Source organism: Acidaminococcus massiliensis, from assembly GCF_900095825.1.
Taxonomy (GTDB): Bacteria; Bacillota; Negativicutes; order Acidaminococcales; family Acidaminococcaceae; genus Acidaminococcus; species Acidaminococcus massiliensis.
On sequence record NZ_LT608315.1, the window covers coordinates 430335 to 454022 of the forward strand.

General features: G+C 56.6%; 20 protein-coding genes. 10 read left to right on the forward strand and 10 right to left on the reverse strand.

Annotated elements, in window-relative coordinates; translation table 11 throughout:
• Positions 1-77: 77 nt before the first annotated feature.
• Positions 78-3608 carry a pyruvate:ferredoxin (flavodoxin) oxidoreductase gene (gene nifJ / locus BQ2657_RS02210; RefSeq protein WP_075579173.1) on the reverse strand — a complete coding sequence of 1177 codons (3531 nt, stop codon included), beginning with the start codon at positions 3606-3608 and terminating at the stop codon, positions 78-80.
• A 292-nt stretch (positions 3609-3900) separates the two neighbouring features.
• On the opposite strand from nifJ, the gene BQ2657_RS02215 reads away from it, so the two are divergent.
• From BQ2657_RS02215 to BQ2657_RS02225, 3 genes are all read left to right on the forward strand, one after another.
• Positions 3901-4914 (forward strand): LacI family DNA-binding transcriptional regulator, encoded by a 1014-nt coding sequence (locus BQ2657_RS02215; protein WP_075579174.1) that lies wholly within the window; start codon positions 3901-3903, stop codon positions 4912-4914.
• Between the two features lie 167 nt (positions 4915-5081).
• Positions 5082-6491 (forward strand): pyruvate carboxylase subunit B, encoded by a 1410-nt coding sequence (locus tag BQ2657_RS02220; protein ID WP_075579175.1) that lies wholly within the window; start codon positions 5082-5084, stop codon positions 6489-6491.
• Between the two features lie 4 nt (positions 6492-6495).
• The gene (locus BQ2657_RS02225) at positions 6496-6876 is read left to right on the forward strand and encodes a carboxymuconolactone decarboxylase family protein (protein ID WP_075579176.1); all 381 of its coding nucleotides are present in this window, start codon (positions 6496-6498) and stop codon (positions 6874-6876) included.
• Between the two features lie 124 nt (positions 6877-7000).
• On the opposite strand, the gene BQ2657_RS02230 is transcribed toward BQ2657_RS02225, so the two are convergent.
• Both BQ2657_RS02230 and BQ2657_RS02235 read right to left on the reverse strand, forming a co-directional pair.
• Positions 7001-7759, reverse strand: coding sequence for a hypothetical protein (locus tag BQ2657_RS02230; RefSeq protein ID WP_075579177.1), 759 nt, complete (start codon positions 7757-7759; stop codon positions 7001-7003).
• Positions 7756-9252: a class I adenylate-forming enzyme family protein gene (locus BQ2657_RS02235; protein WP_075579178.1), complete on the reverse strand. Its 1497-nt coding sequence runs from the start codon at positions 9250-9252 to the stop codon at positions 7756-7758. The genes BQ2657_RS02230 and BQ2657_RS02235 overlap by 4 nt, the downstream gene beginning before the upstream one ends.
• A 75-nt stretch (positions 9253-9327) precedes the next feature.
• Between BQ2657_RS02235 and BQ2657_RS02240 the strand changes: the two genes are divergently transcribed.
• A complete protein-coding gene (locus BQ2657_RS02240; protein WP_075579179.1) occupies positions 9328-9723 on the forward strand; it encodes a thioesterase family protein in 396 nt (131 codons plus the stop codon).
• Here the strand turns inward: BQ2657_RS02240 and BQ2657_RS02245 are convergent, their stop codons facing one another.
• The 7 genes from BQ2657_RS02245 to BQ2657_RS02275 all read right to left on the reverse strand — a co-directional run bounded on the left by BQ2657_RS02245 (position 9724) and on the right by BQ2657_RS02275 (position 18285).
• Positions 9724-10542 (reverse strand): bifunctional 5,10-methylenetetrahydrofolate dehydrogenase/5,10-methenyltetrahydrofolate cyclohydrolase, encoded by an 819-nt coding sequence (locus BQ2657_RS02245; protein WP_075579180.1) that lies wholly within the window; start codon positions 10540-10542, stop codon positions 9724-9726.
• 109 nt (positions 10543-10651) lie between these two features.
• The gene (locus BQ2657_RS02250; protein ID WP_390621264.1) at positions 10652-12781 is read right to left on the reverse strand and encodes a penicillin-binding transpeptidase domain-containing protein; all 2130 of its coding nucleotides are present in this window, start codon (positions 12779-12781) and stop codon (positions 10652-10654) included.
• Positions 12769-13965 carry an FtsW/RodA/SpoVE family cell cycle protein gene (locus BQ2657_RS02255; protein WP_075579181.1) on the reverse strand — a complete coding sequence of 399 codons (1197 nt, stop codon included), beginning with the start codon at positions 13963-13965 and terminating at the stop codon, positions 12769-12771. Before BQ2657_RS02255 ends, BQ2657_RS02250 begins: the two co-directional genes overlap by 13 nt.
• A gap of 16 nt (positions 13966-13981) precedes the next feature.
• Positions 13982-14623, reverse strand: coding sequence for a tRNA (guanosine(46)-N7)-methyltransferase TrmB (trmB, locus tag BQ2657_RS02260; protein ID WP_075579182.1), 642 nt, complete (start codon positions 14621-14623; stop codon positions 13982-13984).
• A gap of 58 nt (positions 14624-14681) precedes the next feature.
• Positions 14682-16595 carry a sigma-54-dependent Fis family transcriptional regulator gene (locus BQ2657_RS02265; RefSeq protein WP_075579183.1) on the reverse strand — a complete coding sequence of 638 codons (1914 nt, stop codon included), beginning with the start codon at positions 16593-16595 and terminating at the stop codon, positions 14682-14684.
• A gap of 21 nt (positions 16596-16616) precedes the next feature.
• Complete coding sequence (locus BQ2657_RS02270) at positions 16617-17315, reverse strand: C40 family peptidase (protein ID WP_075579184.1); 699 nt, start codon at positions 17313-17315, stop codon at positions 16617-16619.
• 61 nt (positions 17316-17376) lie between these two features.
• Positions 17377-18285 carry a radical SAM protein gene (locus BQ2657_RS02275; RefSeq protein ID WP_187119162.1) on the reverse strand — a complete coding sequence of 303 codons (909 nt, stop codon included), beginning with the start codon at positions 18283-18285 and terminating at the stop codon, positions 17377-17379.
• Positions 18286-18583: 298 nt separating this feature from the next.
• Here BQ2657_RS02275 and rsxC point away from each other — a divergent pair, with 298 nt between their 5' ends.
• From rsxC to BQ2657_RS02305, 6 genes are read left to right on the forward strand one after another with little or no spacing between them, the layout of a single operon-like run.
• Entirely contained in the window at positions 18584-19951 is a 1368-nt protein-coding gene (gene rsxC, locus BQ2657_RS02280; RefSeq protein ID WP_075579185.1) for an electron transport complex subunit RsxC, read from the forward strand.
• A gap of 26 nt (positions 19952-19977) precedes the next feature.
• Positions 19978-21012 (forward strand): RnfABCDGE type electron transport complex subunit D, encoded by a 1035-nt coding sequence (locus tag BQ2657_RS02285; RefSeq protein WP_075579186.1) that lies wholly within the window; start codon positions 19978-19980, stop codon positions 21010-21012.
• Entirely contained in the window at positions 21009-21578 is a 570-nt protein-coding gene (locus BQ2657_RS02290) for an RnfABCDGE type electron transport complex subunit G (protein ID WP_075579187.1), read from the forward strand. Before BQ2657_RS02285 ends, BQ2657_RS02290 begins: the two co-directional genes overlap by 4 nt.
• A gap of 5 nt (positions 21579-21583) precedes the next feature.
• Complete coding sequence (locus BQ2657_RS02295; protein ID WP_075579188.1) at positions 21584-22180, forward strand: RnfABCDGE type electron transport complex subunit E; 597 nt, start codon at positions 21584-21586, stop codon at positions 22178-22180.
• Positions 22173-22748 carry an electron transport complex protein RnfA gene (locus BQ2657_RS02300; protein WP_075579189.1) on the forward strand — a complete coding sequence of 192 codons (576 nt, stop codon included), beginning with the start codon at positions 22173-22175 and terminating at the stop codon, positions 22746-22748. The genes BQ2657_RS02295 and BQ2657_RS02300 overlap by 8 nt, the downstream gene beginning before the upstream one ends.
• Positions 22749-22765: 17 nt before the next feature.
• Positions 22766-23683, forward strand: coding sequence for an RnfABCDGE type electron transport complex subunit B (locus tag BQ2657_RS02305; protein WP_143224821.1), 918 nt, complete (start codon positions 22766-22768; stop codon positions 23681-23683).
• Positions 23684-23688 lie beyond the last annotated feature (5 nt).

Sequence of the window (23688 nt, forward strand, 5' to 3'; positions counted from 1 at the left end):
TATCAAGCCGCTTTCCTCTGCTTCTTCCCAGGAAGCAGAGGAAATACAGCCTGTTCTTCCATTTCTGATGCTGTCTGTTATTGATTTTCTTTCATTGCCGCCAGTTCTTTGTAGCAGGCAAACCGTTCCCGAGCATCCTGTTCACTCTTGGCATAGAGAGCCGGCGCAATTTCCGGGAACTTCCGAGCCAGGCTGGAATACCGCACTTCTCCTTGGAGAAAAGCCTGATAATCGCCGGTAGGTTCCTTGCTGTCCAACTGGAAAGGATTCTTCCCTTCTTCGATCCGACGGGGATCATACCGGTACAGCTGCCAGTAGCCGCATTCTACAGCTTTCTTCATCTCCGCCATCACATTCCCCATGCCGCAGCGCAGGCCATGGTTGATGCAGGGAGAATAGCAGATGATCACAGAAGGGCCAGGATAGCTTTCCGCTTCCTGGACGGCTTTCAGCAGCTGGCCAGGATTGGCCCCCATTGCTACCTGTGCCACATAGACGTCCCGATAGCTCATGGCCATCATGCCCAGGTCCTTTTTCTTGGTCCGTTTCCCCGCGGCCGCAAACTGGGCCACAGCAGACCGGGGACTGGATTTAGAAGCCTGTCCGCCGGTATTGGAATAGACTTCTGTATCGAAGATCATCATGTTCACATTGGCTCCGGTGGAAATCACATGATCCAAGCCGCCGTAGCCGATATCATAAGCCCAGCCGTCACCGCCAAAGATCCAGATGGATTTTTTCCGCAGGTGTTCTGCATTGGCTCGGATATAATCCAGGGTTTCCTGAGCCCGAGCCGGGACCTGGGCCTGTGCCAACGCCTTTTTAAAGGCATCGCTGGCCGTCCCGCTCAGCTTTTCATCATCGAAGCTGTCCATCCAGGCTCTGGCAGCTTCCGCCAGTCCGCTGTCCGCCGGCAGGGCTGCCAGCAGTTCTTCCACCTTGCTGTACAGTGCTTTCCTCTGCTGTTCCACGGAAAGGCTGATCCCCATGCCGAATTCCGCATTGTTTTCAAACAGGGATCCTCCCAGCGCCGGTCCGAACCCTTTCTTGTCCTTGCAGTACGGGAAGCTGGGGAAGCTGGTGGCCCAGACCTGGCTGCAGCCGGTAGCCGTGGCAATGTACATATGGTCCCCATAAAGCTGGGTCACCAGTTTGGCATAAGGTGTCTCTCCGCAGCCGGCGCAGGCACCGCTGAATTCCAGCAGGGGCTGGTTGAACTGGCTGTTTTTGACAGTCTGTACCCCGTAGGGATTCCGGACTTCCGGCAGCCCATCCAGATATTCCCAGTTGGCTCCTTCTTTTCTCTGGCTGTCCAGAGGTTCCATGGAAATGGCCTTCACCGGACAGACACTGACGCAGCTGCCGCAGCCCTGGCAGTCCAGGACAGCCACCTGCATGCGGAATTTGAGATTGCTGGCTTTGGGCCGGGTGTCGGCCACCGCCATGGGTTCCGGAGCCTTCGCCACTTCTTCCGGTGTCAGCAGGAAGGGCCGGATGGCCGCGTGGGGACATACATAGGAACACTGGTTGCACTGGATGCATTTGGCAGCATCCCAGGCAGGGACTTTCACCGCTACGCCCCGTTTTTCATATTTGGAAGTGGCCTGAGGCCAAGTTCCGTCATTCCAGTCTTTGAAAGCGCTGACAGGGAGTTCGTCCCCGTGCATGGCATTCACCGGTTCCAAGATTTTCGTGATGAATTCGGGCACATCCTTCCGAGGCTGGGGCTTTTCATCCGGTAAATCGGCCCAGGATTCCGGATAATGGATTTCCACGGCACCGCCGATGCCCCGGTCCACTGCTGCATAGTTCATGTTCACGACCTTTTCCCCTTTGCGGCCGTAGCTCTTCAGAGCAGCTTCTTTCATATACTGCACTGCCTGATTATCAGGGATGATCCCGGTAATGTGGAAGAAAGCTGCCTGGAGGATGGTATTGGTCCGATTGCCCAGCCCCAGTTCTGCCGCAATGGATACGGAATCGATCACGTAGAAACGGATGTGTTTTTGGGCAATGGCACGGCGCATGGCAGCCGGCAGATGGGCATCCAGTTCCTCTACCGTTTTCCAGTCACAGGCCAGGAAGAAGCTGCCTTCCGGCTTCAGGTCGCTGATCAGGTCATAGGTCTGTACATACGCCTTGTTGTGGCAGGCCACGAAATCAGCATGGCGCACCAGATAACTGCTGCGGATAGGTGTATCCCCGAACCGGAGATGGCTCTTGGTGACCCCGCCGGACTTCTTGCCGTCATATTCGAAATAGGCCTGGACATATTTGTCCGTATGGTCTCCGATGATCTTGATGGTGTTTTTGTTGGCTCCCACCGTCCCGTCAGAGCCAAGGCCCCAGAACTTGCAGCTGTAGGTACTGCTCGGGATGATGTTGATTTCCTTCCCAACAGCCAGGGAACGATGGGTCACATCATCGTTGATGCCGATGGTGTAGTGGTTGGCTGGGGCCACCTGTTCCATGTTTTTGTACATAGCCACGATCTGGGCCGGAGTGGTATCCTTGCAGGCCAGGCCGAAGCGGCAGGCATACACTGGAAGATTGCTGCGGTATTCCTTCAGGACGGAGCAGACATCTTCATAAAGAGGTTCCCCGGTAGCTCCCGGTTCCTTGGTCCGGTCCAATACCGTCACAGCTTTGACGGTGGAAGGCAGAGCCTTCAGCAGATACTGTACCGGGAAAGGCCGGTACAGATGGACATCCAGATAGCCCACTTTCTTTCCCTGCTGCCGCAGGTAATCAATAGTTTCTGCGGCAGTTTCCGCCACGCTGCCCATGCCGATGAGGACCAGCTCCGCTTCCGGATCACCGTAATAATTCACACAGTGGTATTCTTTTCCGGTGAGGGCGCTGATTTTCTCCATATAGCCTTCTACAATGGCTGGCAGCGCATCATAATATGGATTCATAGCTTCCCGGCATTGGAAATAAGTATCTGCATTCAGACCCGCAGTCCGCAGCAGGGGCCGTTCCGGATTCAAGCTCCGCTTCCGGAATTTTTCCAATTCCTGCCAGTCCACCAGCTTGGCCAGATCCTGGAAATCCAGCACATCGATTTTCTGGATCTCGTGACTGGTCCGGAACCCATCGAAGAAATGGAGAAAAGGCACATGTCCTTTGATGGCGGACAGATGGGCCACGGCCCCCAGGTCCATGCATTCCTGCACGCTGGAAGAAGCCAGGAGGGCAAAACCGGTCTGCCGGCAGGCCATCACATCGGAATGTTCTGCGAAAATGGAAATGTTGTTGGCAGCCACGTTCCTGGAAGCAGCATGGATCACCGCCGGCTTCAGCTCCCCAGCAATCCGGTACATGGTAGGGATCATGAGCATCATGCCCTGACTGGCGGTATAGCTGGTGGCCAGGCTCCCGGCATCCAGTGCCCCGTGCATGGAGGCCACTGCACCGGCTTCGCTCTGCATTTCCACCAGTTTCACCGGCTGCCCAAATATATTCTTCATTCCATTGGCCGCCCAAGTGTCCACATGGTCGGCCATGGGGCTGGACGGAGTGATCGGGTAGATGGCTGCTACCTCCGTAAACGCATAAGAGGCATAGGCCGCAGCTTCATTCCCGTCCATGGTTTTCTTGTGTGCCATTTGAATTCTCCCTTTCTAATGCTTGTTTTTCAGGTTACGCGTGACTCAAAATAGCTAAAACGTTTTACTTGATTGCATTATAGTAAATCGTTTTAGCATTGTCAATTCTCCATAACTGTACATTTTATTTAATCAGTTTTAACGATTCATTCCCATAATTTCTTGATTTTGCTTTTTTATATTACATATTTCATCCTATCATTAACTTTACTGAACTTACTAACCATTGACGATTTTACTGATATTTACTATAATTTACTAAACAATATGTTCTGCAAAAAGGAGCTTTTCTATGCCAACCATAAAAGATGTGGCCGCTGCGGCCAAAGTCTCTCCCACCACCGTCTCCCTGGTCATGAACGGCCGGGGACCGGAACATCGGATCCCGGAAAGCACCATCGAACGGATCCGGACCGCTATGCGGGAACTGGGATACCAGCCCAATCTCAGTGCCCGCCGTCTCCATGATAAGGATGAACACAAACCAGTCATCGCCTTTTTCTGGCCGTTGGACTATCGGGCCAACCTGATGGGGTATTTCCTCTCCCTGATCCAGAATGCCCTAAAAGAAAAAGGGAAAGACTGCGAACTGTTGGTCCGTCCCTACATCAACGACCGGATCTCGAAATCCTGTTCTGAGCTGATCAAGAACAATTACACGGGGGCCATCATCGGAGCTGCCAGTGAAAAAGACATCCGTTATCTGGAAAGCCTGGATCTCCAACTGCCCCTGGTGCTGATCAACCGGGAAAGCAACAAATTCAGCACTTCCGGCTGTGACAGCAATAAAATCGCTCTCCAGGCGGCCAGCCTGATCCGTCAGAAAGGCTATAAAAAGATTGCTCTCATCCAAAGCGGCACTCGTTATATGGCTACATCCCGAAGGACGGAAGCCTTTCTCTTTGTCTGCCGGCAGTTCGGGATCCAGGTTCCGGATAGCTGGATTTTCCATGGGATCAACAACCCAGAGGGCGGAGCAGCTGCCACAGAAAGCCTCTGCGCCCAAAAAGAAAAGCCTCAAATGATCCTGTGCGAAAGCGATGCCATGGTCTCCGGAGTCCTCTATACTCTGCACAGATACGGCTTCCGAGTTCCCAGGGATCTGGAACTATTGAGTTTCGCCACCCAGAATCCCCAGAATACTCGTTACCTGATTCCCTCGGTCAGCACCGTGGCCATGCCCAGTGACGACATCGTCCGGCAGGCGGTGAATGCTTTGCTGGCCCAGATCAGTACGGGAAGCCGGGAACCGGTCCACATCGAAAATGAAGCCCGGATCGAGCTCCATGAGTCCTTTACCCTGTGACCCATCACAAAAATGGAGGGGTGCTGCACGAAATATGCAGCACCCCTCCATTTTTTTATTGACAAAACAAAAAAATCATGCAAAAATAAGTTAAACGTTTTAGTGAAACGATTTAGCAAGCTTGCAAAAAGAATTCTTTGATCCCTTAGACAGGGAAAGGAGTTGTGATGGAATTGTCGGCGGAACAACAGACAAAAAAAACAGGACCCTCTACTGGCGGGCCTTCTTTTGCCAGTACAGCACCTGTCCAGTTCAACAGTGTAGAATTCCGGGATGGAATCCAGTCCCTGCTGGCTACCCGGGTAAAAACCGAAGAAATGATCCCGTTTCTTTCCCGGATGGACCAGCTCGGCTATGCATCCATGGAAATGTGGGGAGGCGCAACTTTTGACGTCTGCATCCGCTTTCTCCAGGATGATCCTTGGGACCGGGTCCGTACCTTCAAACGGTATATGAGACATACTCCGCTGAAAATGGTCCTCCGGGGCCAGAATCTGGTGGGCTACCATGCTTATCCAGACGACATCGTGGAAAAGTTCGTGGAATGTGCTGCCAAGGCCGGCATCGATGTTTTCCTGATCTTCGATGCCCTGCAGGATCTGCGGAACTGTGAGACCGCCTTCCGGGCGGTACAAAAAATGGGCAAAAAAATCGAGGGGAGCCTCCAGTACAACCTGAGTCCCCTCAACACCATCGATACTTTTGTGAAAAACGCCCTGACGCAGCAAAAAATGGGAGCCCAGCTCATGCATGTGGAAGACATGGCCGGCCTGATGACTCCTCCTATGGCTTATACCCTGATCCACGCCCTGAAAGAGGCTCTGGATATCCCAGTCCATCTCCACTGTCACTGTACCGGAGGCATGGCGGAAATGTGCTATTGGGAAGCCATCCGGGCGGGCGCTGACGGAGTAGATGTGTGCGTTTCAAGCCTGGGCCTGGGGCCCGGACATCCCCCCATCGAAAGTTTCATTGCAGGCTTGCGTGGGACCTGCCGGGATCCCCAGATCGACTTGGCTCCCTTTGCAGCCCTGAACAAGGGATTCCAGTATCTCCGGGAGCTCCACAAGGATGTAGAAAGCCAGCTGATCGGGGTTGATGTGGGATGCCTCCAGCACCAGGTACCGGGCGGGATGCTCACCAACCTGGAAAACCAGCTGAAAGCCATGAACGCCTTGGACTGTCTCCCGGAAATCCTGGAAGAAGTCACCCGGGTCCGGAAGGACATGGGTTATCCTCCCCTGGCTACCCCCAGCAGCCAGATCTGTGGGGCCCAGGCCACCAGCAATGTGCTGATGGGAGAACGGTACAAATTCATCAGCAAGGAAATGCGGGACTACTGCCGAGGCATGTACGGCTGTCCTCCCGGTCCCATCGCTCCGGAGCTGCTGCAGAAAGCCCTGGGCGGAAAAGCGCCCATTGACTGCCGGCCGGCCAGCCTGCTGGAACCGGGCTGGGAAAAAGCCAAGAGAGATGCCGGAAGCCTGGCCCGCAGCGAGGAAGATGTGCTGACCTATGCTCTCTTCCCCACCGTTGCACCGGATTTCCTGAAGAAAAAGTACCATTGGGAGGCCTGAAATCATGAAACAAGAAAATCTTGAAAAACTGGCCCAAAGCCGCCAGTTCCTGGCACAACTGAAGCAAGCCCGGGGAGGGTCCATTATGGACAGCCACCGGAAAATGGGCAATGACCCCATGCTGGTCAAAGCTTTTCTGGACGGGTACAAAGACAATGCGTCCGATACCCAGATTCCCCGAAAGTATCGGGAACTGATCGTCATGGCTATCGGCATGGCCACAGGTACCGATACCACCATGAAAGTCCATGCCCGGCTGGCTCAGGAAAATGGCGCCACCGTAGACGACATCTGCGAAGTCATCCGGATCATCTTCTTCACCTGCGGCGTCACAAAACTCCTGCCCATCCTGGAAAAGCTGGATCTGGAACCAGTGGAAGATTGAGCCGGTCCACATCTCTACTCTTGCATACCTTCTGAAGATTGTCCATAAACCACACAAAACCCTGTTGGATGCTCCCCCTCTTTCATCCAACAGGGCTTTGCTTTATTAGGAAAAGGACTGCGGCTCACGCCCCAGTCCCCTTCATCCTTTTCCGTTTCCGGTAATAGGCGTCTCCTACGCCGCCTACCACCAAGAGCACCATGAGCCAGCCGGCGGCTTTCACCGGGTTCAGGTAGGTGACGGTGGCATCCATGGGTGTCTCTTCTCCCAGGGGCAGTTTCCAGGTGAGGACCCGTTTGTCATCGCTGACCTGGGTAGCGTTGGTGGCGTCCACTCCCGTGGGCAGGATCAGGGTGAACCGCAGGTCGAACTGTTTCATAATGGTCTGGAGCACGGCCTGGGCATCCCGGTTCTTCAGTTCTTCTTTGGGGGCCATGTTGATCCCCGTATGGACGCTGATGGTATCGAAGAGCAGTCCGCCCTGGAGCTGGACGATGGGTTTCTTCCCTTCCTTAGGAAGTTCCGCTTTTTTCCCCGTTCCCCCGTTCTGGGGACCGGCCGCGTCCTGGGCCGCATTTTCCCAGGTCCGGATGTCGAAGGTCTTCAGCACCTTGGAATCCTTGATGTCTTTCACCTGGTTGTAATGCTTGGTGGCGAGGAAACCTTCATACTGCCCTTCTTTAGCAGGCTGGACAGCGTAGCCGTCCTTCTGGAAATCTTCCTGGAAGGCGTCCACGGTGGGTTTCAGCACCGGTGCTGTCACCAGTTTACAGGTCAGGTCGGCCGCCCCCAGGCGGGTGATTTCCAAGGTGATATGGCCTTTGGCGCAGCCGCTGAAGAGAAGGCTCAGCAGCAGGCACCCAAGGAGCATGATTTTTCTCATAAAGCCCTCCCGGCTGTTCTGTTCTTTTCTAAAAGTTTCAAGGTTTCTTCCTGGAGCACATTCTTCCGGACTTTCCCCAGTCCGGTCCGGGGAAGTTCCCGGGCCAGGAAGTATTTTTTCGGGATTTTGTAAGGGGCGATCCGGTCCAGTAGGTACCGGCGCAGGGCGCGGAGATCCACTGCCGTCCCCGCTTCCGGAACCACCCAGGCTGCCGCGGATTGTCCCCGGAGGGGATCCGGATATCCGATCACCGCTGCTTCCGCCACTCCGGGATACTGGAGGAGCACCTGTTCCACTTCCCGGGGATAGATGTTCTCTCCGCTGGAAATGATCAGGTCCTTCAGCCGGTCCACCAGGTGGAGGAAGCCCTCCTGGTCGAAAAAGCCCACATCTTCCGTATGGAACCACCCATAGCGGAAAGCTCGTTCCGTTGCTTTTTCCTGGTTCAGGTAGCCCAGCATCACATTGGGTCCCCGGACGGCGATTTCCCCGGTTTCTCCCGGCGGAAGCTCCTGCCCCTGGGGATCCAAGATGGCCACTTCCACATCCCGGATGGGGATCCCGATGGTCCCGAACCGGGCCTTTCCTGGCCGATTGAAGCTGACCACCGGGGACGTTTCTGAAAGGCCGTACCCATCTAACAGGGGTTTGCGGCTCCAGGCGGCGAACCGCTCCCCCAGTTCCTTCTTCAGGACCGCTCCGCCGCAGATGAAGGCCCGCACCGAAGCCAGATCCGGCAGAGGGGCGCCGTCCAAGAGCAGTTCCATCACTGCCGGCACCCCCACGAAGATGGATACCTGCTGCCGGACCACCAGCCGCAGGGCCGTCTTGAAATTGTAGCTGGTCTGGATCACGATCCGGGCCCCCAGGAGGAGGCCGCTGGTGACGCAGACCGTCCAGCCGTAGCAGTGGTACATGGGCAGGAGGCAGAGAATCCTGTCCTCCGGCAGCAGTCCCACCGCTTCACAGTAGGCCCGGGCGTTGGTCAGCAGGTTCCGGTGGCTCAGCATGGCTCCCTTGGGATGCCCGGTGGTCCCAGAAGTGTAGATGATGGTGCAGTTATCCTCTTCCCGGCGCTCCGGCGGCTGGAAAGTCCATTCCACCGGCTCATCCAGATTTTCGTACAGGAACTGCCGGACCCCGCTGATCCCCGCTTCTTCCAGAGCTTCCCCAAGCTCCAGAGGACGGCGGCTGATCAAAAGGGAGATCCCGGCATCTTTCAGGATATAGGCGATTTCCCGGGGGACCAGTTGGAAATTGAGGGGGACGATGACGCCCCCAGCCCGGATCACCGCCAGATAGGCGGCCACAAAGCCATTGCAGTTCCGGCTCACCAGAGCCACCCGCTGTCCTTTCTGCAGCCCCTTCGCCTGGAGGAACGCAGCCCAGCGGTCCACCTTTGCCTCCAGTTCCCCATAGGTCAGCTCCTCTTCCTGGTCTACCAGGGCCAGACGGCCAGGAGCCTTCCCCTTCAGCAATTCATCATAAAACATGCTGCCTCCTTGCCTTTCCTGTGAAAAACGAGTAAGATGGAATTGTCAAAAATCTAAAAGAGAGAAGTGGATACCATGAAAGAATTCCGTATCGGCGCCGTGGGCGAAGCCACGGATACCGTTCTCCACACCAACACCGCAGCCGCCATGGGCAGCGGTTCCCTGGAGGTCTATGCCACCCCGGCCATGCTGGCCCTGATGGAAAAGGCAGCCTGCAATATCGTCAATCCCTGCTTGGATGAAGAAACCACCAGCGTGGGGATCAGCGTGAACCTGTCCCATGATGCCGCCACCGCCGTAGGCAAGACCGTTACGGCCAAAGCCGTCCTAGTAGGCGTGGACGGACGGAAACTGACCTTCAAGATCACTGTTTCTGACAACTATGGCACCATCGGCCAGGGCACCCATGAACGGTTCCTGGTGAACAAGGCCAAATTCCTTGGCAAGCTGGCTGCCAAGGACAAGAAATGATCAGAGGCGGCAGGTCAGGGTCTCCATCACCATCAGGTTGCTGACCACACCCACTCCGCCGGGAACCGGGGTATAAGCGGACGCTTTGGCGATCTTCGCCGCTTCGGACACATCCCCCACCAGTTTCCCGTCTACGGAATTGATGCCCACATCCACCACCACAGCGCCTTCCCGGATCATATCTTCTGTGATCAGGTTGGGTTTCCCTACGGCGCTGAGGATCACATCTGCCTGCCGGGTGATGGCGGGCAGATTTTTTGTGCGGGAACGGCAGACGGTCACGGTGGCATAACGCCCCATGAGCATCAGGGTGAGTGGCCGCCCCACCACTTCACCATAGCCCACCATCACCACATTCTGTCCCACCAGGGGGATCCCGTAATAGTCCAGGATCGCCATACAGGCTCGGGGGGTGCAGGGGGCCCAGGGTGTGATGCCCAGATAGAACTTTCCCCCGTTGATGGGATGGATGCAGTCCATGTCCTTTTCCGGATCCATCTGCTGGACCAGGTCCAGCCGCCGGATGTGTGGAGGGAAGGGAACCAGGGGCAGGATGCCGCTGATTTGGGGATCATCGCTGAGTTCCCGCAGGACTTTTTCTGCTTCTTCCTGGCTGGTCTCTTTGGGCAGTACTACATCCCGGGTATGGATCCCCAGGCTGGCGGCCGTCCGGAGCAGGCTCCGTTTGTAGACCTGGGCCGCCGGATTGTCCCCGATGAGGAAAGTGGCCAGGGTCAGGTCCTTTCCTGCGAATTTTTCCTGGAGTTCCCTGCGTATTTTTTCTGCGACCGGTTTCCCGGCCATGATGATCTGTTCCATGGTATCTCCTTGTGAGGGGCTGCTGCTTGCGCAGCAGCCCCTCTTTCCTTTTCTATTATTTTACACCCTGCTGCCGCGGCTGAAAAGAGCCGGGCAGCAGGGTGTGTGTTTACCGGAAATAGACGGTCACCGTATCCCCGCTGTGGAGGACCGTCCCTGGGGCCGGGGTCTGCTTCCAGCTGGTGCCGCTGCCGATGGGGATCAGGGACAGCTTCGCCCCGCCCAGGGCCGCCGCCACCTCCCGGATGGAATGGCCTGCCAGGTTGGGCAGTTTCACAGAGCCGTCTTCTCCTGCTTCCAAGGTAGCCAGGGGTGCCGCCTCCTTGGCCGTTTTGGACAGCAGGGATTCCACCGTAGGCAGCCCGTCCCAATTGCTGGGCTGGATACCTTCCGCCACCAGGATCTGCTGGAGGGTATCCCGGAAAATCGGTGCAGAGACCTGGGACCCGTAGAAGGCCCCCTTGGGAGAATCCAGCATGATGATCATGGCGTATTTGGGGGCATCACTGGGGACAAATCCCACAAAGGAGGCGATGTACACCCCAGGGATATAGCCTCCCTTGGGAGAGAGCTTCTCGGCGGTCCCCGTCTTGCCAGCGATCTTATAGCCCTTGATCTGGGCCGTCTTGCCGCCCCCTTCCGAGACGACTTTTTCCATCATGGTCCGCATCTCTTCTGCCACTTCCGGGGTGATCACTTTCCGGACTGCTTCGGTTTTCCCTTCTTTCAGGACGGTCCCGTCAGGAGCCACGATCTTCTGGACGATATACGGCTTCAACAGGGTACCCCCGTTGGCGATGGCGCAGATGGCCCGGAGCATCTGGAGGGGGGTCACCGCGATCCCCTGGCCGATGGCCATGGTGGCCACATCGGAAGGCACCATGTCTTTGGGATCGTACAGAATCCCGGCCTCTTCTCCCGGCACATCGCTGCCGGTGATGCTGCCGAAGCCGAAATCCCGGGCATAAGCCGTTTCCCGTTCGCCCCCCAGTTTCAGCCCCAGGGCGGCCATCCCCGTATTCAGGGAGAACTTGATCACATCGGTGAAGGTCACATGGCCCATCCCTTTGCCGTCCCAGTTCCGGATCCGCCGTCCCCCTACGTCGATGGAGCCTTCATCGTTGAAGGGCGTATTGGGGGTGATGACGCCTTCCATGAGGCCGGCAGACCCCATGATGGGCTTGAACACGGAACCCGGCTCATAGACGATGCCCACTCCCCGGTTCATAAACGCTCCCTTGGGGGCATCCCCGAAGTGGTTGGGATCGAAGGTGGGCCGGCTGGCCATCCCCAGGATCTCTCCGGTGTTAGGGTCCATCAGGATAGCCGCTGCACTGGCTGCGTGGGTCTTCTTGATGGCCTCATCCAGGCTCTTTTCCAGGATGAACTGCATCCGGGCATCGATGGTGAGCTGGACGGTGTTCATCCGCCGGGCCTGGACCTGGTTCATGGCACTGGGGCCGACCAGATTCCCTTTGGCATCGAAAAAGCTGCGTTTTTTCTGGTTCTGGCCCTTCAGGTACTCATCCTCAGAGGCTTCGATCCCTTCCAGGCCCTCATCATCGGTGCCCACAAAGCCCAACACCTGGGCGGCCAGGTTGTTCTTCGTGTAGAACCGTTTGCTTTCTTCTTTGAAATGGAAGCCGCTGAGCTTCTGGTCCTTCAGAATCTCTTCCACCCGGTCCGCCTCATGGGGGTCCAGGGTCCGTTTCACCCAGACGAACCGGCGGTCCGGCTCACAGAATTCCCCATAGAGTTCATCGGCCTTCAGGTCCAGCACCGGTGCCAGGGCTTCCGCCGCTACTTTTTTGGGGTCCCGGCTGGGCATTTTCCCCAGCGGCCACCGGGCCGGGTCATCCACCAGTTCCTGGGGATCCACATAGAGAGATTTGCTCACCACGCTGACTGCCAGCTCTTCGCCGTTCCGGTCTAGGATGCTGCCCCGAGGGGAGATCTCGATATGTTCCCCGCTGATCTGATCCAGGGCTTCCCGTTCCATGGCCCGTCCCTGGACCACTTGGAGATAGAACAGTCTCCCCACCACCAGGAGGATGCCGAACCCCAGGACCCAGCCCAGGGTGGTCACCCGGCGGTTGCCCTTTTCCAGCACATCCTGATGGGAGGAATCCAGGTGCAGCAGGGAAGACTCCCTAGCTTTTTCTGCGTTTTTTTGTTTTGCTGCTTGCTTTTTTGGGGCTCCCGGAAAGCCCGGGAATTTGGGAAACTTCAAGGCCGCCACCTCCCTGTTCCTTTTCTTTCAGCCTGGTGCCGGAAGGCTCCCTGGGGAGCTTCCGCCCTTTCCCTGCCTGCTTTTTCCAGCCGGCAGACAGAAAGCACCAATCCGATGGCAGCCTGGGTGATCACGAGGGACGTGCCCCCATAGCTGATGAAGGGCAGTGGGACCCCGATTACCGGCAGGATGCCGCAGACCATGGCCATATTGGCAATGGCCTGGCCCACCACCAGGAAATTGACCCCGGTGACCAGCAAAAAGCCCCGCCGGTCCTGGGTCTCCTTTCCGATCCGGTACAGGGCCAGCCCCATGATGATAAATACCAGGAGCATCAGCAGGGCTCCCAAAAAGCCCCATTCCTGACAGAAAACGGCAAAAGCGAAGTCCGTATGTGCCTCGGGAAGGAAGAAAAATTTGCTGGAACCCATCCCATGGCCCATGCCACTGATCCCTCCGCTGCCGATGGCCACAAAGGATTGGACGGCCTGATAGCCGTTCCCCTGGGGATCCGACCAGGGATCGAGCCAGACCAGGACCCGGTTCAGCCGGTAAGGGGCCTGGATGACGGCTGCCGTGGCCAGGGCCGCTCCCGAAGCCAGGAGGACGAAGATTTCCCGGTAGGGGAGTCCGGCCACCACGTACAGGACGATCATCAGGGCCAGGATGATGGCGGCGGTGCCCATATCCGGCTGGATCAGCACCAAAAAGGACATGAAGGCTGCTTCCAGGAAGGCCAGGCAGGTGTCCTTCCGGAGCAGATGGGGCTGTTTTCCCTCTTCCATCAGACGGCCCAGATAATTGGCCCCCAGGAGGATCACTGCCAGTTTCACCAGCTCTGAGGGCTGGAAGGAGATCGGCCCCAGGATCAGCCAGCGCTGGGCCCCTTTGAGGGTTTTCCCGTAGCCATCCACAAAGAGCAGGAGCCCGATCAAAAACACACAGATCCGCTGAACATACGGGAAGAGCTTGTGGTAATCCCCTTTCCGTCCGATAGCGTGCATCAACACAAGGCCCGGCAGCCCAAAGGCCCAGTAGCGGATCAGGTAGTGGTATTCGTTGCCGAACATATCCTGGGACGCTACGAAGCTGGCACTGAAGATGTTCTCTCCCCCCACGAGCATCAGCACATACACCAGGCTGACCAGGGCGTCCCTAGGATCTGCCCAGAGTAGTAAAAACCGTTTTCCCATGCTTTGCCTCGGTCCTTTAAAAAACCACTTCGCAGAAATTGATGTTCTTGCCCCGGGCGCTGAACTTCTGCTCGTATTCCGTCTGGGCCTCGTTGAGAATGTCCGTATGGTGGAGGTCCGTAGAAAGTGCCACGATTTCCAGTCCGAATTCTTTGAACTCCTCTACAGAAAAGGCGAATAGGTCATCATTGTCCGTCTTGAAGCGGAGATGGCCGCCGGGCTTCAGGATCTCTTTGTACTGGGACAGGAAGGTCCGGTAGGTGAGCCGCCGTTTGGCATGGCGGGCCTTGGGCCAGGGGTCGCTGAAGTTCAGGTAGATCTGGTCCACTTCCCCGGGCGCGAACCATTCCAGGAGATGGGCGGCGTCCGCATGGACGATCCGGGCATTGGGGATCTCCCCCTCCCGGAGCTTTTTCACGGCATAGTAGCAGACTTCCCGCTGGGTCTCGATGCCCAGGTAGCCGATTTCCGGATGGAGGCCGCTCATGGCAGTGAGGAACTGTCCCTTGCCGCAGCCGATTTCCAGTTGGACCGGGCGCCCGCCCAGGACCAGTTGGGACCATTTCCCCTTATACTGTTCCAGATTGTCTTCCAGCAGTTCTTTCCCCCGAAAATCTTCCAGGGCCTGGGGGATCCAGGGTTTCTTACGTAAACGCATGCCATCTCTCCTTATCGTCTGAATAAGCGGGCTGTTGCATTGGCAACAGCCCGTCGGTTTACTCTTTTTTCGCTCTCTTTCCCCGTGCCTTCTTTTCTTCCGGGCCCAGGTTGAACTTCTTCAGATACCGGTACAGAGTCACCCGGCTCACATCCAGCATCAGGGCCAGTTTGCTGATATTGCCCCCGGCAGCTTTCCAAGCGGCCACGAAGGCATCCTTGTCATGTTTCCAGGATTTTTCGATCCGGTGTTCTCCCGGCAGTTTGATGTGGGAAGCTTCGATGACGCTGCCGGAGGTATGGAAGAAAGCCTGTTCGATGACCCCTTGGAGCTGTTTGATGTTCCCAGGCCACTGGCAGCTGTTCAAAAGCTGCAGGGCTTCCTTGGAAAGGGTCTTTCCGGGCATATTGTGCCGGGCGGCCATTTCGGTGAGGATGTGGTTGGCGATCACTTCCACGTCTTCCACCCGTTCCCGCAGAGGCGGTACCCGGATCACAGTCCCGATGACCAGTTCGTACAGGCTCCGGGAGAAGAGCCCTTTGTCCGTCAGCCGTTTCAGGTTGGAATCGCAGGCAGCGATCACCCGCACGTTGAATTTCCGCCGGGTCCCGGTCTCCCAGTTCAGTACTCCGTTGCGCAGGGCATCGGCCAGCACATCTTCCAGCCGGGTGGGGAATTTTTCGATTTCATCCAGGAACAGGGTCCCCCCGTTGGCCAGTTCCAGGGCCCCTGCCGTCACATGGCCGGCCCCGTCGTCACTGCCGAAGAATTCGGCTTCCAGTTCCGCTTCCACCCCTTCATGGCCTCGAACGGTGATAAGAGGCGCCGCCGCCCGGGGGCTGGCCTGATGGATCCCGTGGGCCAGCCGCTGTTTGCCGGTGCCCGGTTCGCCCTGGAGCAGCAGGTTGTTGTCTCCCCGGGCCACCCGGGCGGCCTTGTGCTGGAGTGCCAGGAATTCACTGGAATTCCCTACCATGCTGTACAGGCTGTACCGGGAACTGTATCCGGTGGCGTGGGCGATGGTGGTCTTCAGGTCCTCGATGGCCATGGTGATGATCACCACACTGTCCACCTTGCCCCCGGCCCGCACTGGCAGTACGCTGGTCACATCTTCATAAGTCCGGTCCTGGGTGATCCAGGTGATTTCTTTCCGGATGGTGCTCTTCCCCGAAAGGCCTTTCTGGATGGGGATATGTTCGTAATTCAGGAACACTTCATCCAGCCGGTTCCGGCCTTCCAGGCGCTTTTTCCCGTTGGAATTGCAGTAGCGCAGGGTCCCGTCCGGGTTCACCCAGTACACAGAAGCCGGGATCTCTTCAGAGATCAGTCCGCAGACCTTCCAGTAGGCCAGCATGGTCAGGAAATTCTCTACGGAATACTTCATGGTCATCAAAAGGCTCAAGAGGATGTCGTAGGGCAGATCGTTCTGATCCAAGGAGAACAGGGACAGGATGTACCGTCCCTGGCCTGCCACATCGATGGGCGCCGAGCAGGCATCCCCGGAATGGCTTTCCCGGATCCACATTTCCGGTCCGAACATCAAAAAGGGCACATTGTGGCTCCGGGCCACGCAGATGCTGGAGGTGCCCACATCTTCTTCCAGGACCCGCATGCCCTGGATGTCTTCGATGCTCCGCTGGAAGAACGGCAGGGCATAGTTCTTCAGCACATAGCCGTCTTCATCCACCAGCAGCATGCTCAGGTTGTGGGAATTGAAATACTGCTTGTTCTGTTCAAAGAGCCCATCCACATATTTCACCACATCCTCATGGACTTCCAGGGCTCTTTCCAGTTCCTGAGGAGACAGCCGCACCCCATGGGCCGGCATGGTTTCATGGTTCAGTTTCCGGGCTTCGCACCGGCACCAGGACTCCGCTACCCACGGATGGACGTTGGGATCTATGATTCCTTCGTCAATGAACTTGTTGTAGTAGCTAGTCAATTTTTCCTTATTGCGTCGTTCCCTAATCATCGATTTACCCCCTGATTCGCTTCAGCGATATGATTTGTGTACCGGGACCAGGACCCGCTTGGCACCGTAGTATCTTGCTTTCCAGTAATCGTCGGACAGGCTGCACAGCCGCACTCCCTGGGAAGAGGTGGCATTCCAGAACAGCCCGTTCCCTGCGTAGATCCCCACATGGGAGGCCCCAGGTTCGTAGGTGGAGAAAAATACCAGATCCCCCGGCTTCAGCTGCCGCTGGGTCACGAAGAGCCCTTTTTCGAACTGCAGGTCCGCGGTCCGGGGCAGCTGGGCCTTGTGCTGTCGGAATACATACTGGACGTAGCCGGAACAGTCAAAGGCCCGGGGAGTGGTCCCTCCGAAGCTGTAGGGTACGCCCTTGTAGCGGGAAGCCGTCCGGACCACATCTTCTCCCTTCACCCCGTGGATCCCTTCTTTTTCAAAGGCGGCTTCCTGGATCCGGAAGTAGGTGGTGTCATCCACTTTTCCCGTGGCCTGCAGCTTGTGGCTGCGCTGGAAATTCCGGACCTGCTCCTCCAGGTCCCGGGTATATTTCCCGGTCATGGGTGTCTTCATCCCGATGGCATTCAATTTGATCTGTACCGTCTTGACTTTCCAGCCCTTGTCCCCCACTTTCAGAGGAGCCGCCTTCCGGGCAGCCGCGCCTGCTGAAAGGGGCAGAGCCAGCACAGCCAGGACCAGCGCTGTGATGAGTCTATGCAGTTTCATACAAGGTGCCTCTTTTCCTGAACCAAAGGATCCTTTCAGATCCGACAAAAATGAAACATTCTCAATACTCCATATTAGTATAAACTTCCCAATCCGTCAATTTGGAAAGTTTCCCGATGGACACTTCCAGTTCCCGGAGCAGACGTTCCTTATCCTGGGGCAAGGTGCCGGCCAAGGCCACGTAATTAGAAATGTGGTTGCTGCGGAACAGGGTATGGTTCTCCGGCCGGATCTCCACATTTTCCAGCATGGTGTGGGCTTCCTGGGCCAGGCCTGCCGGAGAAAGCAGTTCGAATTCTCCCTTTTCGAACTGCCGGAGCATCTCCGTCCCCTTGTACAGCCGCAGGGTCAGCACGCTGAGCATATTGGGCTGGATGGCGGTGACAGCTTTGCCGGTCTCCACGGCGTGGCGCTCACTGTCAGCTTTCCCGCCCAGGCCGGCGATCACCATCATGGAAAGCTTCATCCCGCTGCGGACCACCTTTTGTCCGGCAGCGATGGCTTCTTCTGCCGTGACGCCTTTCTTGATCCGGGCCAAGAGGGCATCGTCTCCCGTTTCCAGGCCGAAATACAGCATCTTCAGCCCAGCCTCCCGGAGCTGTTCCATTTCTGCATCGCTTTTCCGCAGGATATCCCGAGGGCCGGCGTAGGAGGTCACCCGCTGGAGATGGGGGAAGGTCCGGTAGAGCACTTCCAGGATCTTCAGCAGTTTCGAGGTGGGGAGCACCAGGGCATCCCCATCCGCCAGGAAGATCCGCTTCACCTGATCCTGGGCGTACCGGGCCGCCAGGGCAATCTGCCGAGAGATTTCCTCATCCGGACAAAGGGCGAACTGCACGTCCTTGTACATGGCACAAAAGGTACATGTATTGTGGGCACAGCCCCGGGTCACCCGCAGGATGAAGCTGTTGGCTTCACTGGGGGGCCGGAACACCGGTGTCTCATAATCATCGAAATACAATCCGAACATAGGCGCTTCCTCCCGCATGCTGTAAATTCTCTTCATTATATATACGAAAGTGTAGACAGTTTTTTCATAAGATTTTTCAAATTCTTACATTTGTACAAAAATCCTCCTGCTACGATCATTATTATAAACTATTTTACACTCTCCTGCATGTTTTTTTGTAAACTTTTTGGGAAGAAAAATTTTCCCCGCTTTCTTCCCCCTTCCTCTAAGAGAGTCTTTTCAGCCCCTTGTTTTTTGTGATTTAACAATATATAATTTTTACTTGAAGTTGACACATGAAAGGTTAGAGGTGAACTGAATGTCTGCACAAGAAGCAAGTTTCATGGGCGGTGTAGAAGTACCCCCCAGCAAGTCCTTGACCGACAAAGTGGCCATCGAAAGATGCCCGGCCCCGGACGTGGTGTACATTCCTCTTTCCCAGCACATTGGTGCTCCGGCAAAGCCGGTGGTCAAACCAGGGGATAAGGTCACGATCGGGCAGGTGATTGGTGAAGCAGGCGGCTTCGTCAGCACCAATATCCACGCCAGCGTAAGCGGCATGGTCATGAAATTGGAAAATCGGTATATGCCCAACGGCATGATTTCCCAGTGCGTGGTCATCAAAAATGATGGCCAGGATACCATGTGCGAGGATATCAAACCCCGCAGCGAAGCTGACATTACCCCGGATCTGATCCGTCAGGTCCTGCGGGAAAAAGGGATCGCCGGCATGGGCGGCGCCACCTTCCCTACGGCGGTGAAGTATGCTCCTCCCAAGGAAGGCCACTGCCCCATCGACACAATCCTCCTGAACGGTATCGAATGTGAACCCTTCGTCACGGCGGACCACCGTACCCTGCTGGAATACGCCGATGAGATCATCCAAGGCCTGAAGTATTTCATGCTGGCTGCCGGCGCTGCCAAAGGCGTCATCGGCATCGAAGACAACAAGCCCGATGCCATTGAACTGATGCAGAAGAAAGTGGCTGGAGAAGCCAATATCGAAGTCTGCGTCTGCAAAGAAAAGTATCCTCAGGGCTCTGAAAAGCATCTGATCTATGCGGCAACGGGCCGTACCGTTCCCGACCGGGGGCTGCCTGCGGATGTAGGCGTCATCGTGGACAACGTAGGGACGGCTGTGGCTGCCTGCCGTGCTGTGAAAGACAACATCCCCCTGTACGAAAGAGTCGTGACCATCAGCGGTGACGGCGTGAAGAAACCGGGGAACTATATCGTCCGTCTGGGGACTCTCTACAGCGATGCTGTGGAAAAAGCCGCCGGTGGCCTGGAAGGGGATCCCGGAAAGATCGTTTCCGGCGGGATGATGATGGGCTTTGCCGTCAACTCCCTGGATTACCCCATCACCAAGGGTTCCAGCGGTCTCCTGATCTTCAATTCCAAATCTCCTTTCGCCCAGTATCATGAACCGGATCCCTGCGTGCACTGCGCCCGCTGTGTGGATGCCTGCCCTATGAAGCTGGAACCCACGGAAATCGTCCAGGCTGTGAAGAAACAGAACTGGGATGATGCAGAACGGTTCTTCTGCCATGCCTGCATCGAATGCGGTTCCTGTGCTTTCGTATGCCCTGCCCACATTCCTCTGGTGCAGTACATCCGGATGGGCAAGCAATTTATCAGAGGGAAAGGTGACGGCGGTCACAACCCCTTCTATAAATTCGACAAATAATTTCGCGAAAGGACTGGATATCGATTATGGAACCTATTAAAGAACCGAAACCGCTGGTTCTCGTTTCCTCGTCTCCCCACATGCACTGTGGGCTCACCATCAGCAAGTCCATGCGGGAAGTCATCCTGGCACTGGTACCTGCTGTCCTGGCTTCTGTCTATTATTTCCGCGTTGACGCCGTACGGGTCATCGTGTGCTGCGTGCTTTCTGCTCTTATCTTTGAAAAACTGGCCAACAAGGTCATGGGCGTGAAGAAGGACACCATCAAAGATGGTTCCGCTGCTCTGACTGGTCTCCTGCTGGCCCTGTGCCTGCCGGCCTCCCTGCCTAGCTACATGGCTGTCCTGGGTGGCATGTTCGCCGTAGTGATCGGCAAGGCCATCTTCGGCGGCCTGGGCAAGAACATCTTCAACCCGGCCCACATCGGCCGTGCCATCCTGCTGGCTTCTTTCCCCCAGCAGATGACCACCTGGGTCATCCCCGCTACCAAGGCGGCTGCCGTCACGGCTGCCACTGCCGGGGCTGATGCCACCACCGCTGCCACCCCTCTGGCTGTGATGCGGATGACGGAAAAAGTATGGCAGGCCGGCGGTGCTGCCGCTTCCCAGCTGCCTCCCCTGTCCGATCTCTTCATCGGCAACATTGGCGGTTCCCTGGGTGAAACCTGCGTACCGGCCCTCGTCCTGGGCGGCCTGTACCTGATCTGGAAAAAACTCATCGACTGGCGCATCCCTGTGTTCTACCTGGCCACCGTGGCCGTGATCACTGGGATCTATGGTGCTGTCATGGGTTATCCCTCCACCTTTCCCCTGTACCATCTGTTTGCCGGCGGCCTGATGATTGGTGCCTTCTTCATGGCAACGGACTGGGTCACCTCCCCCATCACCAAAAAAGGCAAGATCATTTACGCCATCGGGTTGGGTCTCCTGACTTCCCTGATCCGTCTGCGGGGCAGCTACACGGAAGGCGTCTGCTATTCCATCCTGATGATGAACATGGTCACTCCTATGATTGACCGGTTCGTACGGAATGTATCCTTCGGAGGAGGTCAGAAGAAATGAGCAACCTCTTTGTTAAATACACCGGCATCCTGGCCGTCATCTGCGGCGTCAGCGTAGGTCTCGTCGCTGCTGCCAATGAAGGGACCAAGGATACCATCGCCAAGAAACACGAAGCCGATACCCGGGCCGCCTACAAAGTGGTGCTGCCGGAACTGGGCGATCTGAAGAAGCTGCCGGCTCCCGGCGGGCTGATCACCGATGTGCAGCAGTCTTCCAAGAACGGCAAGCCCAACGGCTACATCTACACCGTGACCCCCAGCGGCTACGGCGGAAAAGTGACCCTGATGGTGGGCATCTCCAAGGACGGGGACAAGATCACCGGGATCAAGGTCATGAACCACAGCGAAACCCCTGGCCTGGGTGCCAAGAGTACGGAACCCGCCTGGCAGGCCCAATTCAAAGGCAAACCTCTGAAAGATGCTCTGGTAGTTACCAAACAGGAAGCTGGCAAGCCCAATGAGATCAAAGCCATCACTGCGGCAACCATCACTTCCAGAGCCGTCGTCACCGGCGTCAACGCCGCCCGTGAGGACTACATGAAGAATCATGCCAATGGAAAGGACTGATCGAGATGCTGCATGAATTGACCAAAGGTATCATCAAGGAAAACCCGTTGTTCGTCCAGCTGCTGGGTGTATGTCCGTCGCTGGCAACGAGTACTTCCATGACCAACGCAATCGGTATGGGCTGTGCCTTTACCTTCGTTCTGTTTTTCACCAACATGATCATTGCTGCCATCCGGAAACTGATCCCGGATCAGATCCACATTCCCTGCTACATCGTGGTTATCGCTTCTGTGGTAACTGTGCTGGAAATGCTGATGAACGCTTTCGTACCGGCGCTGTATGCAGCCCTGGGCGTATTCGTCCCTCTGATCGTGGTTAACTGTATCGTATTGGGCCGTGCAGAAGCCTTCGCCTGCGACCACGGGATCATCGATTCCGCCCTGGACGCCATCGGCATGGGCATCGGCTATTCCTTCGCCCTGTGCTGCATCGCCTTCTTCCGGGAACTGGTCGGGGCCGGCAAACTCTTTGACCACGCCGTCCTGCCCGCTTCCTACCAGCCGGTGCTGATCTTCATCCTGCCGGCCGGAGCCTTCCTGACCATGGGCTTTGTATTCGCCGCGGTCAACTACTTCAAAGAAAGAGGTGCTCACAATGCATAGTACTTTCGGCATTCTCTTTAGCTCCATCTTCGTTTCCAACATCATCCTGTCCCGGTTCCTGGGGATGTGCTCCTTCCTGGGGGTTTCCAAGAACTTCAAGAACTCCGTGGGCATGAGCGCCGCCGTATCCTTCGTTATGCTGCTGGCCTCCATGCTGTCCTACGCCTGCTACCATCTGCTCCTGGTTCCCTACCATCTGGAATACCTGAAGACCCTGGTCTTCATCCTGGCCATCGCCACCCTGGTACAGCTGGTTGAAATGTTCATGAAAAAGGCCATGCCTTCCCTGCACAAGGCCATGGGTATTTACCTGCCTCTGATCACCACCAACTGCGCCATCCTGGGTATCGCTCTGATCAACGTGGAAAGCAATTACAACTTCATCGATTCCTGCGTGAACTCCATCGGTACGTCCATCGGCTACACCATGGCTATCCTGCTGTTCTCCTGCATCCGTGAACGTCTGGATGAAAAGGCCCTGCCCAAATGCCTCCAGAACCTTCCCATTGCTTTGATCACTGCCAGCTGCATGTCCATTTCCATGATGGGGATGAGCGGCATCCATTGAGTTAGGAGCTGAAAATTATGATTACGACTGCTGTGATTCTGGTCGCAGTGCTGGGCGGTGCGTTCGGCCTGGTACTGGCTACGGCCAGCAAGAAATTTGCCGTTGAAGAAGATCCCCGGATCGGGGAGATCACCAACCTGCTGCCCGGCGCCAACTGCGGCGGATGCGGGTTTGCCGGCTGCGGTGCCATGGCTGACGCCATTGTTTCCGGTCAGGAAAAAGACGCCACCAAGTGCGTGGTCTGCAGCGCAGAAAACAAAAAAGCCATTGCCGCCATCATGGGGGTGGAAAGCAACGATGACGAAAACGCCGTCCGCAGCATCCCCCGTCTCCACTGCAATGGCTGCACCGCCAACCGGACCCCTGTGGCCAACCGGGAAGGCATCAAGAACTGCTATGTGAAGGCTGCCAATGCCGGCGGCCCCGGCCAGTGCAACTTCGGCTGCTTCGGGGACGGTGCCTGCGTGGATGCCTGCAACTTCGGCGCCCTGAAGATCGGGGAAAACGGTCTGCCGGAATTCGACTACAACAAATGCGTCAGCTGCGGTGCCTGCTCCAAAGCCTGCCCTCAGCTGCTGATCGAAATGATCCCGGCAGACAAGAAAGTCCTGGTCCAGTGCAACAACCGGGAAAAAGGCAAAGCCGCCATGACCAACTGCAAGGTGTCCTGCATCAGCTGCGGCATCTGCGTCAAGACCTGCCCTAAACAGGCCATCACTTTGGAAGACGGCCCCAACGGCAGCATCCCGGTCATCGACTACACCAAGTGCGTGGGCTGTGGCCTGTGCACCATGAAGTGTCCTCGGAAGTGCCTGGTGAAGATCAACCCTGTCACCGGTACGCCTGAAGCCCCCGCCAAAGCAGAACCCACTGGCTGCGCCTGCTGTGCCATGGCCGACCAGTGCCCTTCCGCCCAGGCTCAAAAGCAGAAATAACATGA